At 72.7% G+C, this 16,043-nt stretch carries 9 protein-coding genes; 3 read left to right on the top strand and 6 right to left on the bottom strand.

What is annotated here, in order from left to right:
• Positions 1-6 precede the first annotated feature (6 nt).
• The 5 genes from ACZ42X_RS06785 to ACZ42X_RS06765 form a co-directional block, all read right to left on the bottom strand.
• Complete coding sequence (locus ACZ42X_RS06785; RefSeq protein WP_468284989.1) at positions 7-1,203, bottom strand: YncE family protein; 1,197 nt, start codon at positions 1,201-1,203, stop codon at positions 7-9.
• 362 nt (positions 1,204-1,565) lie between these two features.
• A complete protein-coding gene (locus tag ACZ42X_RS06780; RefSeq protein ID WP_361418749.1) occupies positions 1,566-2,069 on the bottom strand; it encodes an ATP-binding protein in 504 nt (167 codons plus the stop codon).
• Positions 2,070-2,337: 268 nt separating this feature from the next.
• The gene (locus ACZ42X_RS06775; RefSeq protein WP_468284986.1) at positions 2,338-3,105 is read right to left on the bottom strand and encodes an enoyl-CoA hydratase/isomerase family protein; all 768 of its coding nucleotides are present in this window, start codon (positions 3,103-3,105) and stop codon (positions 2,338-2,340) included.
• Between the two features lie 97 nt (positions 3,106-3,202).
• Complete coding sequence (locus tag ACZ42X_RS06770) at positions 3,203-4,465, bottom strand: L,D-transpeptidase (RefSeq protein WP_468284983.1); 1,263 nt, start codon at positions 4,463-4,465, stop codon at positions 3,203-3,205.
• 209 nt (positions 4,466-4,674) lie between these two features.
• The gene (locus ACZ42X_RS06765) at positions 4,675-5,925 is read right to left on the bottom strand and encodes a L,D-transpeptidase (RefSeq protein WP_468284981.1); all 1,251 of its coding nucleotides are present in this window, start codon (positions 5,923-5,925) and stop codon (positions 4,675-4,677) included.
• A gap of 154 nt (positions 5,926-6,079) precedes the next feature.
• Here ACZ42X_RS06765 and glgX point away from each other — a divergent pair, with 154 nt between their 5' ends.
• The gene (glgX, locus tag ACZ42X_RS06760; protein ID WP_468284978.1) at positions 6,080-8,329 is read left to right on the top strand and encodes a glycogen debranching protein GlgX; all 2,250 of its coding nucleotides are present in this window, start codon (positions 6,080-6,082) and stop codon (positions 8,327-8,329) included.
• A 109-nt stretch (positions 8,330-8,438) separates the two neighbouring features.
• Positions 8,439-12,071: an ABC transporter ATP-binding protein gene (locus ACZ42X_RS06755; RefSeq protein WP_468285655.1), complete on the top strand. Its 3,633-nt coding sequence runs from the start codon at positions 8,439-8,441 to the stop codon at positions 12,069-12,071.
• A 25-nt stretch (positions 12,072-12,096) separates the two neighbouring features.
• On the opposite strand, the gene ACZ42X_RS06750 is transcribed toward ACZ42X_RS06755, so the two are convergent.
• Positions 12,097-13,539, bottom strand: a complete 1,443-nt coding sequence (locus ACZ42X_RS06750) for a hypothetical protein (RefSeq protein WP_468284975.1) — start codon at positions 13,537-13,539, stop codon at positions 12,097-12,099.
• A gap of 458 nt (positions 13,540-13,997) precedes the next feature.
• Between ACZ42X_RS06750 and ACZ42X_RS06745 the strand changes: the two genes are divergently transcribed.
• A complete protein-coding gene (locus tag ACZ42X_RS06745) occupies positions 13,998-16,031 on the top strand; it encodes a M4 family metallopeptidase (protein WP_468284972.1) in 2,034 nt (677 codons plus the stop codon).
• Positions 16,032-16,043 lie beyond the last annotated feature (12 nt).

Here is a 16,043-nt window from a genome sequence, read left to right as displayed (position 1 = left end):
AGGCGGTCAGCGGAAGACGCCGGTGTGGCCGAGCGAGTAGCGGCCGGGCTGCGGGTAGACCGCGAGGCCGTGCGGGCCGCCGCCGACCGGGATGCGGGCGAGCTGCTTGCCGGTCGTCGTGTCGATCGCGTACACCTCGGAGTCGTACCGCCCGGACAGCCACAGCACCTTGCCGTCGGCGGAGACACCGCCCATGTCGGGTGAGCCGCCGTCCGGCAGGTGCCACTTCTTGGTGAGCGTGCCGCGCGCGAAGTCGTAGACGGAGACGGAGCCCTCGCCCCGGTTGGAGACGTACATCTCCTTGGAGTCGCGCGAGACGTAGAGGCCGTGGCAGCCCTTGCCGGTGGGCAGCAGCCTGGGCGGGGCGAAGGTGTCGCCGTTCAGCACCCACATGCCGTGGGCCATCATGTCGGCGATGTAGAAGGTCTTGCCGTCCGGGGAGAGCTTCACGTCCTGCGGCATGGCGCCCCGGAAGGGCAGCCGCTGCTGGCCGATCACCTTCATCTTCTCGGTGTCGACCTTGAGGAGCTCGCCGGAGAACTCGCACGAGACGATGAAGTACCGGCCGTCGGCGGAGAAGTCGGCGTGGTTGACGCCGTAGCAGGAGACGGGCTCGGTGTGGACGCGCTCCATGGTGTGCGGGTCGCGGAAGACGAGTTCGCGGTCGAGGGAGGCCATGACGACGGCGTACTTGCCGTTCGGCGTGAAGTAGAGGTTGTACGGGTCGTGGACCTCGACCGGCTTGCCCGCGACGCCGGTGCGCGGGTCGATGGGGGTGAGGGTGTGGCCGCGGTTGTTGTTCACCCAGAGCGTCTTGAGGTCCCAGGACGGCACGACGTGCTGCGGCTGGACGCCGACCTTGATCGTCTCGATGACCTTGTACGTCTTCGGGTCGATGACCGAGACCGTGTTGGAGTTCGTGTTGGGCACGTACACGCGGGACGGGAAGCCCTTGACCACCGGCGAGAGCCGGTTCGGGCGGTCGGCCGCGTAGACGTCCTTCGGGTCGAGGAGCGGCGGCATGCCGGGGAGTCCGCCCGCGGCCTTCGCCTTGGCCTTCGGTACGGCGGCGGGCGGGGCGGCCTTCGTGGACCGCGCCTCGGTGCGGTCGGTGCCGGCGCCGGCACAGCCGGCGAGGGCCGCGAGCACGGCGAGCGCGGCGGCCGCGAGGAGGCTCTTCGATCGCTGCGAGAGGGTCGTCACGCGACATGTATGGCGCGGGCGGGGCGGGTCGTAACGACGGGGGAAAGCCGAAACGCGGGCGAGTCACCGAGGAATCAAACGACGTGACCCATATTTATTCATGGTTTGGAAGGCGCGTGGCCTACCTCACCTGCATTTCCGTCGCCCCATGGCCCGATTTGCACACTATTGGGCCGGTAGGGTCGTTTGGCGACAAGGCCCCCCGTCTGCCATAGTCGGTGCACACGACCCCCATTGACCCGGGCGAGGTCGCATCAGCGCCGTGGGCACACCCCACTCCCCGTTCACGGCGCCCTACGAGAAAGCCCCCGCGGCGCCACATCACGGCGCGAGGGGGCTTTCCTCGTGTGCGCTCGCGGTGTTCACCGGTCCGAGACGCGCATCTCGAACCAGGTGGTCTTGCCGCGCGGGAGCAGGTCGACGCCCCACCGGTCGGAGAGCTTGTCGACGAGGAAGAGCCCGCGCCCGCTGGTGTCCATCTCGCGCACCGGCATCAGGCAGGGCAGGCCGCGCGAGGGGTCGCGGACCTCGATCCGGATCCAGCCGCGCCGCCGCAGCATCCGCAGGCCGAAGACGCGGGCCCCGGTGTGGCGGACGGCGTTGCCGACGAGTTCGGAGACGAGCAGGATCGCGTGCTCGGCGATCTGCGGGCCGAGCGCCCACTGCCGCAGGACGACGCACTGCGTGAGACGGCGGGCCGTGGCCGCCGACTCCGGCAGGGACGGCAGCCGTACCTCGTCCTCCGTCGGATTGCCGAACAGCTCCAGCGCCTTGAGCGCCTCTTCGTCGTCCGCGACCGGCACCCACCGCGCGGCGGTGGCGCTGCCGCGCTGCCGTGGTTGCTCCACACCTTCCAACCCCGCCATGCCCCCATCATGGCCGCCCGGCCGCCGCCGCGGGGGCGTTCCGGGGGAATCGGTCCGCTCCCGGCGGCGGCCCCGGAGGCCACTTCTGGCATATGCCTGCGGCATGAAGAGTCCCCATGTGGCGCGTGACCTGCGGTGACGCAGGTCACACCCGCCCGGCGAAGAGGGCCCGGGGCATACACCCGGGCCCGTCCGCCGCTCCGTCAAACCACCCACACGGCTGACACGCGAGGCCCGGGGGCGACGGCAGGCCGCAACAGGCCTGTGCTCAGAGGAACTTGGCCTTACCGGGACCTTCCTCCACGAAGCTGCGCATACCGCGCTCCCGGTCCTCGGTGGCGAACAGCCCGGCGAACCAGTTGCGTTCGACGGTCAGGCCGGTGTCGATGTCCGTCTCCAGACCCGCGTCGACGGACTCCTTGGCGGCGCGCAGCGCCAGCGCCGGGCCCTGCGCGAGCTTCGCGGCCCACGCGTGCGCCTGCTCGTACACCTCGGCCGCCGGGACGACACGGTCCACGAGCCCGATCGCCAGCGCCTCGTCCGCCTTCACATGACGACCCGTGAAGATCAGGTCCTTGGCCTTCGACGGGCCGACGAGCCGGGCCAGGCGCTGCGTACCGCCCGCGCCCGGGATGAGGCCGAGCAGGATCTCGGGCTGGCCCAGCTTGGCGTTCTCGCCGGCGATCCGGAAGTCGGCGCACAGCGCCAGCTCGCAGCCGCCGCCGAGCGCGTACCCGGTGACGGCGGCGACGACGGGCTTGGGGATGCGGGCGACGGCGGTGAAGGAGTCCTGGAGGGCCTTGGAGCGCAGCACCATGGCCGCGTGGTCCATCGCCTGCATCTCCTTGATGTCCGCGCCGGCAGCGAACACCTTCTCGCCGCCGTACAGCACCACCGCCCGCACGTCGTCGCGGCGGGCGGCCTCCTCCGCGAGCTCGCGCAGGCGGTCCTGCGTGGCGATGTCCAGCGCGTTCATCGGCGGGCGGCCCAGGCGGAGGGTGCCGACGCCTTCGGAGACTTCGAGAGTGACTGTCATGCAGGGAAGGTTAGTGCCCGTTAACGGCAAGGGGCCCGGTGCCGTCGGTCACTTCCGCGGCACCGGGCCCCAGGGGGCGGGGGTTACCCGATCGGGCTTACTTGATCCACTCCGACCAGGACATGTTCCAGCCGTTGAGGCCGTTGTCCGGCTTGATCTGCTTGTCCTTGGAGTTCTTCACGACGACCACGTCACCGATGATCGAGTTGTCGTAGAACCAGGCCGCCGGGGTGTTCGGGTCGCCCGCGCCGCGTGCGTCGCGCAGACCCACGCAGCCGTGGCTGACGTTGGCCGAGCCGAAGGTGGAGCTGGACGCCCAGTAGTTGCCGTGGACGAAGGTGCCGGACGTCGACAGACGCATGGCGTGCGGCACGTCCTTGATGTCGTACTCGCCGCCGAAGCCCACGGTGGCGCCGTTCATCCGGGTCACCTTGTACTTCTCGCTGATGACCATCTGGCCGTTGTACGTCGTCGTCGACGGCGCGCCCGCGGTGATCGGGATGGTCTTGATGAGCTTGCCGTCGCGGACGACCTTCATGGTCTTCTCGCTCGCGTCGACCGTGGAGACCTGGCTGCGGCCGATGGTGAAGGTCACCGTCTTGGACTGCTTGCCGTACACGCCCGGGCGGCCCTCGACGCCGTCCAGGTCCAGCTTCACGGTCACCTTGGTGCCCGCGGCCCAGTAGTTCTCGGGACGGAAGTCGAGGCGGTCGTTGCCGAACCAGTGGCCCTCGATGGGCACGGACGGCACGGCGGTCACCTTGATGGCCTTCTCGACGGCCTCCGGGTTGGTGATGCCGCGGGTGAAGTTGATGGAGACCGGCATGCCGACGCCGACGGTCGAGCCGTCCTCCGGCGTGTAGTGGCCGAGGAAGGTGTTCTTCGGGACGAGGGTGGTGAACGTGGTGTCCTTGGCGGACTCCCGGCCGTCGGCGTCCTTGGCGATCGCGTGCACCTTGTACTTGGTGCCGGAGGCGAGGTGCCGGACCGGCTCCCAGCTGGTGCCGTCGGCGGCCAGCTTGCCCTCGACCTGGTTGCCCTTGGAGTCGGCGACCGTGACCGTGGTCAGCTTGCCCTTCTCGGCGGTGACCTTCAGGGCCCCGCTGGTGGCGACCGACGCGGCGCCGTCCTTGGGCGTGATGGTGACGACCGCCTGCGAGGCCGCGTTCCCCACCGCGGCCGCGTCCTGCTTCCTGTCCCCGCCCTTGCCGCCGCCGCTGTCGGAGCCGCCGCCCCCGCACGCCGTCGCCAGCAGCAGCAGCGCCCCCATGAGCAGGGCCGTGCCCCTGCGCTTGCCCGTGCCCGCGCCGCGTGTTCCGCCCGCTCCGGCCGATGCCCCCGATATCGGCTGCCCGTTCACTGTGGTGTTCTCCCCTCGCACGGCCTGGCGTCGCCACGGCCCGCACCCCCGCGCGCTTCCACCGCGCGCACCGCGTTAGATAATCACATCGCAGGCGCCACGAAGCGCCCTCGAATGTCACCGTTCAGTCCCAACTTGTCCAGGACGAACACGTGCCATGCGGGGCGCGCTCGGGCGGTCGGGGGTGAAGTCGGGGGTGCAGGGAGCACTCAGGACAGCGCGGAGCCCGCCTTCCAGCGCTTCCAGTCCATGTTCCAGCCTCCCAGACCGTTGTGGGCGGCGACCGTGCGGTCGCGGGAGTTGACGACTTCCACCACGTCGCCGATCAGGGTGCGGTCGAAGAACCAGCCCGCCGGGGTGTCCGGACTGCCGCCCTTCACATCGCGCAGGCCCACGCAGCCGTGGCTGACGTTCGCCGCGCCGAACGTCGCCGCCGGGGCCCAGTAGTTGCCGTGCAGGAAGGTCCCCGAGTCGGTCAGCCGCATCGCGTGCGGCACGTCCTTGATGTCGTACTCGCCCTTGCCGGTCTTCTTGTCCGTGAAACCGACCGTGGCGCCGTTCATCCGCGTCACGTCGAAGAGCTCGCTGACCACCATCTTGCCGTTGTACGTGGTCGTCTTGGGCGCCCCGGCCGTGATGGGCAGCGTGGTGACGAGCCGGCCGTCGCGCCGCACCTCCATGGTGTGCTCCTCGGCGTCCACCCGGGACACCTGGGAGCGGCCGATGGTGAAGGCCACCGTCTTGTGCTGGATGCCGTACACGCCGGGCGCCGCCTCGACGTCGCGCAGCCGCAGCTCGACGGTGACCCGCGTGCCCGGCTTCCAGTACGCGCGCGGCCGGAAGTCCAGCCGGTCCTTGCCGAACCAGTGGCCCGCCACCTCGACCGGCGGCCGGGCGGTGACCCGGATGGCCCGCTCGACGGCGGCGCGGTTCTCGATGGGGCGGTTGAAGCCGAAGGAGACGATCATCCCGGTGCCGACGACGGAGCGGTTCTCGGGCTTGAAGTAGCCGATGAAGCGGTGCTCGGGGACCAGGGTGGTGAAGGTGGAGTGCCGCGCCGAGCGGCGGCCGTGCCCGTCCAGCGCGACGGCGTCCACGCTGTACTTGGCCGCCAGCGCCAGGCGCGTGCCGGGCGCGGGGCGCCAGCGCAGCCCGTCCTCGGAGAGCGAGCCGGGGACCTCGGCCGGCCGGTCGTCCTCGACCTTCCTCACCCGGACGCGCTCCAGCCGGCCGCTGGGCACGCGCACCTCCAGCCGGCCGTCCGGCGCGACGCCCTTGGCGCCGTCCTCCGGGGTCACCCGGATGGTGTCACCGGGCGCCCGGGCCTTGTCCCCGACGCCGAGGTCCAGCGAGGCGCCTGCGGTGCAGGCCGCCAGGCCCACCACCAGCCCCGCCACCAGTCCTGCCCATGCCACGGCCGCGGCCGTGCCGAGCCCTGCCCGTCTCAGTACGTGTTTCACGATGCGCCCAACGAGTGCGGCCCTCCAGGGGAAACGTCGGTGCGGGCCATGTTGGGAGCCGGGCCCTGCGGGCAGAACAGGTGGAGGACCATGTGCGGACGAGCCGCGGCCGGGACGCCGCGGCTCTTCACAGGGGAGCCGCGGGAGGCCGCAGGTGTCGAGCGCAGCGGAGCAGGAGGCGGTGCGGCGTGCGCGGAGCGCGCACGGTGCGCCGCGAGTGGTACGCGAGCTGAACGGGCGCCATAGGACGGCCCCGGGGCCACCGGTGTGGCCGGGGGCGCCGACGCCGCTGGGCGCGCGGTTCCGGGTGGGGCCGGACGGCGTCGCCGGAACGAACTTCGCCCTGTGGGCGGGCGGCGCGGAGGCGGTGGAACTCTGCCTGTTCGACGAGGACGGCACGGAGCGGCGCTCCGCGCTGACCGAGCTGACCCATCAGATCTGGCACGGCTTCGTGCCGGGCGTACGGCCCGGGCAGCGGTACGGCTTCCGGGTGCACGGGCGCTGGGACCCGTGGACGGGGGCGCGCTGGAACCCGGCGAAGCTGCTGCTGGACCCGTACGCGCGTGCGGTGGACGGTGACTTCGCCCTGCCGGCGGAGGTGTACGGGCACGTCCGGGACTGGCCGGACCAGCACGTCGCCGACACCGTGCGCGACGACCGCGACTCCGCGCCGCACGTGCCCAAGGGCGTGGTCGTCCACGATGACGACGACTGGGCGGACGACCGGCGGCCCAAGACGCCGTGGGCGGACTCGGTCATCTACGAGCTGCACGTGAAGGGCTTCACCCGGCGCCACCCGGGCATCCCGGAGGAGCTGCGCGGCACGTACGCGGGCCTGGCCCATCCGGCCGCGATCGAGCACCTCGTACGGCTCGGGGTGACGGCGGTGGAGCTGCTGCCGGTGCACCAGTTCGCGCACGAGGACCACCTGCTGCGGCGGGGGCTGCGGAACTACTGGGGCTACAACTCCATCGGCTACTTCGCGCCGCACGCCGCGTACAGCGCGTCCGGTACGGCCGGGCAGCAGGTCGGCGAGTTCAAGCGGATGGTGAAGGCGCTCCACGCCGCGGGCATCGAGGTCATCCTCGACGTGGTGTACAACCACACCGCCGAGGCGAGCGAGCTGGGCCCGATGCTGTCGCTGCGCGGCATCGACAACCGCGGCTACTACCGGCTGGCCGCCGACCCCCGCCGGTACGCCGACTACACGGGCTGCGGCAACACCCTCCACGTGGTGCAGCCGCACGTGCTGCGCCTGATCACCGACTCGCTGCGCTACTGGGTCACCGAGATGGGCGTGGACGGCTTCCGCTTCGACCTGGCGGCGGCGCTGGCCCGCTCCATGCACGACGTCGACATGCTGTCGCCGTTCCTCGCGACGATCGCCCAGGACCCGGTGCTGCGGCGGGTGAAGCTGATCGCCGAGCCGTGGGACGTGGGCAGCGGCGGCTACCAGGTGGGCGCCTTCCCGCCGCTGTGGGCGGAGTGGAACGACCGCTACCGGGACGCGGTGCGGGACTTCTGGCGCGGCGCCCTGCCGGACGTGCGGGAGATGGGCTACCGGCTGTCCGGGTCCAGCGACCTGTACGCGTGGGGCGGGCGGCGCCCGTACGCCTCCATCAACTTCGTCACCGCGCACGACGGCTTCACGCTGCGCGACCTCGTCTCGTACGAGCACAAGCACAACGAGGCGAACGGGGAGGGCAACCGGGACGGCACGAACGACAACCGGTCCTGGAACTGCGGCGCGGAGGGCGAGACCGACGACGAGGGGGTCAACGCGCTGCGGCGCCGGCAGCTGCGGAACCTGCTCACCACGCTGCTGCTGTCGACGGGCGTGCCCATGCTGGTCGCGGGCGACGAGATGGGCCGCACGCAGGGGGGCAACAACAACGCCTACTGCCAGGACAACGAGCTCGGCTGGGTCGACTGGTCGCTGCCGGAGCAGCCGGGGCCGCGCGGCCTGCTGGAGCTGACGACCCGGCTGCTGGAGCTGCGCCACGCCCATCCGGTGCTGCGGCGCCGGGCGTTCTTCTCGGGCCGCCCGCAGGCGGCGGACGGGCTGCGGGACCTGGCGTGGTTCACCGCGCGGGGCGAGGAGATGACGGAGGGGGACTGGTACGCGCGGACGGCGACGCTCGGGCTGTACCTGTCGGGCCGGGACATCCCGGGCCGCGACGCGCGCGGGGAGCCGGTCACCGACGACAGCTTCCTGGCGGTCCTGCACGCCGCCGCCGATCCGCTGGACTTCCGGCTGCCCGGCCCGCCGTGGGCCGCGTCGTACGAGCTGGTGGTGGACACCTCGCGGGAGGACCAGGCGCGGGCGCCGGGGACGGTGCACGAGGGCGGCGGCGTCCTGACGGTGCCGCCGAGGTCGGTGCTGCTGCTGCGCGTCCGGGAATAGGGCGGATCGCGGGGCCGGTCGGCCGAAAACCGCGCGAGCGACGTCAGTGGTGAACCGTAGGCTCGGTGCTGATGACTGACCGTTCAAGCATTCGCTCGCTGCTGCGCCTGTGGCCGTACGTCCGGCCGGTCCGGGCGCGGCTGTCCGTCGCCGCCCTCGTCGCCGTGGTGGCGTCCTGTCTGAGCCTGGTCATCCCGCTCGTCCTGAAGTGGATCGTGGACGGTCCGGTGACGGAGCGCGATCCGGACGGGGTGTGGCTGGGGGCCCTGGTGGTGCTGGGGCTCGGCATCGCGGAGGCCGCGCTGTTCGGGCTGCGGCGGTGGCTGGTGGCGCGGCCGCTGGCGGGGGTGGAGGCGGCGATGCGCGCCGACCTGTACCGGCATGTGCAGCGGCTGCCGGTGGCGTTCCACGACCGGTGGGCGTCGGGGCAGCTGCTGTCGCGGGCGACGACGGACCTGTCGCTGCTGCGGATGTTCCTGGCGTTCCCGCTGACGTTCCTCTTCGTCAACGGCGTGACGGTACTGGTGGGCTGCGCGGTGCTGCTGGCGCAGGACCTGGTGCTGGGGCTGGTGCTGCTGGTGCCGGTGGTGCCGCTGATCGTGGTGTGCGCGCTGTTCGAGACGCGGTACTCGGTCGCCGCGCGGCGCGCTCAGGACCAGGTGGGCGATCTGACGACGGTCGTCGAGGAGAGCGTGCTCGGCATCCGGGTGATCAAGGGTTTCGGTCGGCACCGCAGCCAGGCCCGGGCGTTCCGCACGCTGGCGCGGCGGCTGCGCGGTACGGAGCTGGTCAAGGCGCGGCTGCTGGCCGCCATCTGGGCCGTCATCACCGTCGTACCGGAGCTGGCGATCGGCGCGGCGCTGGTGCTGGGCAGCGTACGGGTGGCGGACGGGGAGCTGTCGGCGGGGACGCTGGTGGCGTTCCTGTCGACGGCGCTGGCGCTGCGCTGGCCGGTGGAGTCGATCGGCTTCCTGCTGGCGATGAGCCAGGAGGCGGCGACGGCGTCGGACCGGTACTTCGAGGTGATGGACGAGCCCGAGGAGGACGGCGGCGGTACCGCGCCGGCTTCCCCGTCGTCCGGGGGACTGCGCTTCGAGAACGTCTCCTTCCGCTATCCGGACGCGCCGCCCGACGCACCGCCGGTGCTGGCCGGTGTCGACCTGTGGGTGCGGCCCGGCGAGACGATGGCGCTGGTCGGCGCGACCGGCTCCGGGAAGACCACGCTGACCGCGCTGGTGCCGAGGCTGCACGAGGTGACGGGCGGCCGCATCCTGCTCGACGGGGTCGAGGTGGCGGCCCTGCCCCGGGAGCGGCTGCGCGAGCTGGTGTCGGTCGCCTTCGAGGAGCCGACGCTCTTCTCGGCGACCGTCGGCGAGAACGTCCTGATGGGCGCCGGCCCGGCGGGCGCGGGCGAGACCGAACTGCGGCGGGCGCTGGAGGTGGCCCAGGCGGACTTCGTGGGCGCGCTGCCGCACGGCACCGCGACGCAGGTCGGCGAGCAGGGCCTGAGCCTGTCGGGCGGCCAGCGCCAGCGCCTCGCCCTGGCCCGGGCGGTGGTGGGCCGCCCGCGCTTCCTGGTGCTGGACGACCCGCTGTCCGCGCTGGACGTGCACACCGAGGGCCTGGTCGAGGCGGCCCTGCGCGAGGTCCTGCGCGACACGACGGCCCTGGTGGTGGCGCACCGGCCCTCCACGGTGCTGCTCGCCGACCGCGTGGCCCTGCTGTCGGAGGGCCGCGTCGCGGCGGTCGGCACGCACCAGGAGCTGCTGCGGACGAACGCGGAGTACGCGTGGCTGATGTCGGGTGCGGAGACGACGAGGGGCGGTACGCGGTGACGGAGACGGAGGCGGGCCTCGACGGCGCGGGGCCGGCGGACGGCAGCCGTGAGGACGCGAAGGGCCCGGGGGCGGCCCCGGGCGCGGCTCCGGCGCCGTCGGCGGCCGGTGGCGGCGACGCGTTCGACCGGGACGCGCTGCCCGCCGCGCGCGGGGCGACGGGCGCACTGCTGCGGTCGCTGCTGCGGCCGCTGCGCGGGCGGGTCGCGGTCGCCGCGCTGCTCCTGCTGGTGCAGCAGGCGGCCGTGCAGGCGGGACCGCTGCTCGTCGCGTACGCCATCGACACCGCCGTACCGGCGCTGCGGCGCGAGGCGTACGGGCCGCTGGTCGCGGTCGGCGCCGGGTACGCGGCGTGCGCGGTGGGGGCCGGGCTGCTCCAGTACGCGTTCATCCGGGCGTCCGCCCGGGTCAACCAGGACGTGCTGCTGGACCTGCGCGGCCGGATCTTCCGGCACGCGCAGGCCCTGAGCGTCGACTTCCACGAGCGGTACACCTCGGGCCGCCTGATCTCGCGCGCCACGACCGACGTCGAGGCGCTGCGCGAGCTGCTCAGCGAGGGGCTGCAGGAGCTGGTCGGCGTCCTCGTGTCCTTCGTCTCCATCGCGCTGCTGCTGCTCTGGCTGGACCTGGGCATGGGCGCCGTGGCCGTCGCCTCCTTCGTCCCGCTGTACCTGCTCGTACGGCTCTACCAGCGGCGCGCGGCGGTCGCGTTCAGCGCGCGGTCCACCGCGATCTCGTCGGTGATCGTGCAGTTCGCCGAGACGATGAACGGCATCCGGCCGGTGCGGGCGTTCCGCCGAGAGCGGGCCAACGACGCGCGCTTCGGTGAGCTGAACCACCGCCACGAGCGGCGCAACGGCGACGCGATCCTGGAGATGGCCCGCTATGTCGTCGGCTCGCGCCTGGTCGCCAACACGGCGGTCGCGGGCATGGTCCTGTGGGGCGCGTACCGGGTGGCGGACGGCACGCTGGCGCTGGGGGTGCTGGCGGCGGCCGTGCTGTACGTGCGCCGGCTGTACGACCCGATCGACCGGCTGGCGATGTTCCTGAACTCGTACCAGTCGGCGGCCGCGTCGCTGGAGAAGATCGCCGGGCTGCTCGCCCAGACCCCGGCGGTCCCGGAGCCCGCCGCGCCGCGCGCCCTGCCGCCGTCGCGGTCGGAAAGCCCGGGCCGGGAGGTGGTCTTCGACGGCGTCCGGTTCGCGTACCGCACGGGCGGCGAGGTGCTGCCGCGCTTCGACCTGACGATCCCGGCGGGGCAGACGGTCGCGGTGGTCGGCGCGACGGGCGCGGGCAAGTCGACGCTCGCGAAGCTGCTGGCCCGCTTCTACGACCCGACGGACGGCCGGGTCCTCCTCGACGGCGTCGATCTGCGCCGGCTGGCCAACGCCGAACTGCGGCGCGGCGTGGTGATGGTGACGCAGGAGGCGTTCCTGTTCTCCGGAACGGTCGCGGAGAACATCGCCCTGGGCCGCCCGGACGCGAGCCGCGAGGAGATCGAGCGGGCCGCGAAGGCGATCGGCGCCCACGACTTCATCGCGGCCCTGCCGGACGGCTACGACACCGACGTACGCAAGCGGGGCGGGCGCATCTCGGCGGGCCAGCGGCAGCTGGTCTCCTTCGCCCGCGCCCTGCTCGCCGACCCGGCGGTGCTGATCCTGGACGAGGCGACCAGCTCCCTCGACATCCCGGGCGAGCGGGCCGTGCAGCGCGCGATGGACACGGTGCTGAACGGCCGCACGGCGGTGGTGATCGCCCACCGCCTCTCCACGGTGGAGATCGCCGACCGCGTGCTGGTGATGGAGGCGGGCCGCATCGTGGAGGACGGCCCGCCGGCCGAACTCATCGCGGGCGAGGGCCGCTTCGCGGACCTGCACCGCGCGTGGCGGGACAGCGTGGTGGGGTGAGGACCCCGCCCGTCTCCGTCGTCGCTCAGAGGCGCGACACGTCGAAGGCCGAGGTGTGGGCGCTCGGCGTCGTGCCGGCCATGCCGCCGGGGGCGTAGAGGCAGGTGCGCGCGACGTCGTCGGAGCAGGGTGCGGCGGTGGCGCCGAAGCCGAAGCGCGCCTCCGGGAGGGACGGGACGGCCGACCAGCTATTGGTGCGGGGGGCGAAGATCTCCGTGGTGGCGACCGCGGTCATCTGGGTGGAGGGCGAGCCGCCGATGCCGTACACGCACGTGGTGCCGACCATCGAGGTGGAGCCCGGGCACGGGCCGGACGTCACGCCCATGGCGCGGCGGGCGGTCGGGGTCGAGGGCAGCTTCACCCAGGCGCGGGACTCGGGGTCGAAGACCTCGACGGTGTTCAGGGGCTCGGCGGTGTCGGCGCCGGTGCCGCCGACGGCGTACACGCAGGACGGCGCGGTGGAGATCACGGCGCGGGGGCAGGTCGCGGCGGTGACGCCCAGGCTGCGGCGGGGGCTGGGCAGCTGAGGCAGCGTCGTCCAGGTGTTGGTCGCGGGGCTGTACGCCTCGACGGTGGCGAGGGTGGTGACGGTGCTGCCGGAGCCGGTGCCGGGAACGTGGGCCCCCTGACCGGAACCGGTGCCTGTGCCCGGGGCGGGGTCCTTGTCCGGGGCCGGGTCCTTGGCGGACGAGGATGCCGGGGCCTTCGCGGGGGCTTGGTCCTTGGCCGGGGCCTGGTCCTTGGCCGGGGCCTTCGCGGGGGCCTGGTCCTTGGCCGGGGTCTTCGCGGGGGCCGTGCCCGTGCCGGTGCCCTTGGCGGCGGCCTGGGCGGCGGCGTGGCCGGCCGCGCTCGTGCCGCCGGCCGCCGACCCGCTGCGGGCCGCGCCGCCGACGGCGTACACGCACAGGCCGCGCAGGGACGTCTCGCCGGGCGGGCAGGCTGCGGTCGCCGCGCCGAGGAAGGCGCGGGCGCTCTTCATCCCGGGTACGGTCGCCCACGTGTTGGTGGCCGGGCTGTACGCCTCGACCGTGGTGAGGGAGCCGCCGCCGTTGGTGCCGCCGACCGCGTACACGCAGGTGCCGCGCAGCGCCTTGACGCCTTCGGGGCAGGGCGCGGTGGCGGCGGCGAGGCCGGAGCGGCCCACGGTCATCGAGGGCAGCTTCGCCCAGGTGCGCTTTTCGGGGCTGTACGCGTGGAGCGAGAGGGCCGCTTCGAGGGGGTGGCCGCCGACGACGTACACGCACTGTCCGTCCCCGAGGCCGGCGACGGTGTCGGGGCAGGGCGCCGTGGTGGTGCCGTGACCCGTGCGGGCGAGCTTCATGTCGGGGACGGGCACCCAGTCGCCGCCGTCGGCGTGCGCCGGGGAAGCGGAGGCGGTGAGCGCGGACGTCACGGCGGCGGCGAGGAGCCACCGCCGCCGGCGCCGTCCGCTGGGCGTACGCCCGGGGCCTCTGGAGAAGATCCGCACCTTGATCCCTGCCTTCTGTTCCGACGTTCTGATGGGGCATTCGGGACCATTAAGACATCGCACCCACCGACACGCGGGGCGGGCGGCGACCGAACGACTGACGCGGTGCGGCCGGAAGACGGGCGGGGCGGAACGAGCCAGAGTTTCCGCCCGGCCGCCCCCACGGGGGCGCGTACACCGGCGCGGGAGGTGCTCCAGGGCACGCGCCCCGGCGCTCCCGGCGCATCTGACGAAACGTCCGCTTAACGAACATGACGATGCGAGCACCGGACGATTTCCGGCCAAGTTGTTGACGCGGTCCTGACAGCAACCCCCCACTGCTGCCACTCTTCCACCGTTCTTGCGCACAGCTGTTCGCCCCACGGTCACCACCGTGTTCCCACCCGTTCCACCAGCTCTGTTTGCTCCGCCGAGCGGCCCACCCAGCCGCCCGTACCCCCCTCGCAAAAGGAGTCTGCGTGAGATCCACGCCAAGCCGTCGCGCCACCGCGACCGGTGCTCTCATCGCCGCCGCCGCCATGCTCGCCGTGGGCGTGCAGACCGGTACCGCCGCCGCCGACGACGAGTGGGGCCCGGTCGCCCCGAAGGGCCAGGCCGCCGGCAAGGCCGACCCCGGCGCCCTGCCCGCCGACCTCTCCCCCGCCCAGCGCACCGCGCTGATACGCGCCGCCGACGCCGACAAGGCGGCCACCGCCAAGCAACTCGGCCTCGGCGCCCAGGAGAAGCTCGTCGTCCGCGACGTCGTCCAGGACCGCGACGGCACCACCCACACCCGTTACGAGCGCACCTACGGCGGGCTCCCGGTCCTCGGCGGCGACCTCGTCGTCACCGAGACGAAGGCGGGGAAGACGGAAGGCGTCAGCAAGGCGTCCCCGGCGCAGCTCAAGGGCGTCGACACCACCGCGGACGTCACCCCGGCCGCCGCCGAGAAGCAGGCGCTGGGCGCCGCCCGGGCGGAGGGCTCCAAGGCGACGGACGCCGAGCGCGCCCCGCGCAAGGTGGTCTGGATGGGCCAGGGCACGCCGGTCCTCGCGTACGAGACGGTCGTCGGCGGGCTCCAGCACGACGGCACCCCGAACGAGCTGCACGTCATCACCGACGCCACCACCGGCAAGAAGCTGTACGAGTGGCAGGCCGTGCACACCGGCACCGGCAACACCCAGTACAGCGGCCAGGTCACGCTGGGCACCGCGCCCTCGTACACCCTGACCGACACCGCGCGCGGTAACCACAAGACGTACAACCTCAACCGCGGCACCTCCGGCACCGGCACGCTCTTCTCCGGCGCCGACGACATCTGGGGCGACGGCACCCCGTCCAACCTGGAGACCGCGGGCGCCGACGCCCACTACGGCGCCGCGCTCACCTGGGACTACTACAAGAACGTGCACGGCCGCAGCGGCATCAAGGGCGACGGCGTCGGCGCGTACTCCCGCGTCCACTACGGCAACGCCTACGTCAACGCCTTCTGGCAGGACAGCTGCTTCTGCATGACGTACGGCGACGGCGCCGCCAACGCCAAGCCGCTGACGTCGATCGACGTCGCCGCGCACGAGATGACGCACGGCGTCACCTCCAACACCGCGGGCCTGGTCTACAGCGGCGAGTCCGGCGGCCTCAACGAGGCGACGTCCGACATCTTCGGCGCCGCCGTCGAGTTCTACGCCAACAACCCCAAGGACCCGGGCGACTACTTCGTCGGCGAGAAGATCGACATCCGGGGCAACGGCACCCCGCTGCGCTACATGGACAAGCCCAGCAAGGACGGTTCGTCCAAGGACTACTGGTACTCCGGCATCGGCGGCGTGGACGTCCACTACTCCTCCGGCCCGGCGAACCACTGGTTCTACCTGCTCTCCGAGGGCAGCGGCGCCAAGACCGTCAACGGCGTGGCGTACGACTCGCCGACCTCCGACGGGCTCCCCGTCACCGGCATCGGCCGCGACAAGGCCGCGCTGATCTGGTACAAGGCGCTGACCACGAAGTTCAACTCGCGGACCGACTACGCGGGTGCCCGCGCCGGCACCGTCGCCGTCGCGACCGAGCTGTACGGCGCCGGCAGCGCCGAGGTGAAGGCCGTCGAGCACGCGTGGGCGGGCGTCAACGTCGGCTCGCGTCCCGGCGGCGGCGACCCGGGCACCGGCAAGGTCTTCGAGAACGCCGCCGACGTCGCCATCCCCGACAACGGCGCGGCCGTCACCTCGGCCGTGAGCGTCACCGGCATCGCGGGCAACGCCCCCGCCACCCTCAAGGTGGACGTGGACATCGTCCACACTTGGCGCGGTGACCTGGTCGTCGACCTGGTGGCGCCCGACGGCACGGCGTACCGGCTGAAGAACTCCAGCTCCTCCGACTCGGCCGACAACGTCAAGGCGACCTACACGGTCAACGCCTCCAGCGAGGTCGCCAACGGCAGCTGGAAGCTGCGCGTGCAAGACGTCGCCGCGCAGGACACCGGTTACATCAACAGCTGGAAGCTGACCTTCCCGTAAGTCCTGCCGAGC

This window comes from Streptomyces sp. NPDC030862 (assembly GCF_055571835.1).
Note: the sequence above shows the minus strand (reverse complement) of the source record. Positions and strands in the feature narration are given on the sequence as shown.

Excerpts from the sequence above, each read along its gene's own strand:
- ACZ42X_RS06775 (WP_468284986.1), bottom strand. The coding sequence starts at position 3,105 with ATGACAGTCACTCTCGAAGTCTCCGAAGGCGTCGGCACCCTCCGCCTG.
- ACZ42X_RS06780 (WP_361418749.1), bottom strand. The coding sequence starts at position 2,069 with ATGGCGGGGTTGGAAGGTGTGGAGCAACCACGGCAGCGCGGCAGCGCC.